The 279-nt window shown below is 65.2% G+C and carries 1 pseudogene; it reads left to right on the top strand.

The features are described from left to right. Window positions 1-219, top strand: a pseudogene (locus tag A3764_RS21295) (DSD1 family PLP-dependent enzyme); the annotation flags it as partial. Window positions 220-279 lie beyond the last annotated feature (60 nt).

The raw sequence follows: 279 nt of genomic DNA, 5'->3' as shown, positions 1-279 counted from the left end.
CCCGTGATCCACGGGCGCGACGACGTGGAATACATCAAGTGTTCGGACGAGCACGGCGTCGTTTCCGACCCCAAGGGCGTGCTGAAGGTCAACGACAAGCTGCGCCTGATCCCCGGTCACTGCGACCCGACGGCCAATGTCCATGACTGGTACGTCGGCGTCCGGGGCGGAAAGGTCGAAACGCTGTGGCCGGTGTCGGCCCGGGGCAAGGCCTACTGACGGGCCATCCAAAACGGTCTTTCGGGCGGGGAGGCCCGGAAGACCGCGAGCATCTACCAT

This window comes from Sulfitobacter sp. HI0129 (assembly GCF_001635395.1).
In the GTDB taxonomy this organism is placed as follows: domain Bacteria; phylum Pseudomonadota; class Alphaproteobacteria; order Rhodobacterales; family Rhodobacteraceae; genus Sulfitobacter.
Note: the sequence above shows the minus strand (reverse complement) of the source record. Positions and strands in the feature narration are given on the sequence as shown.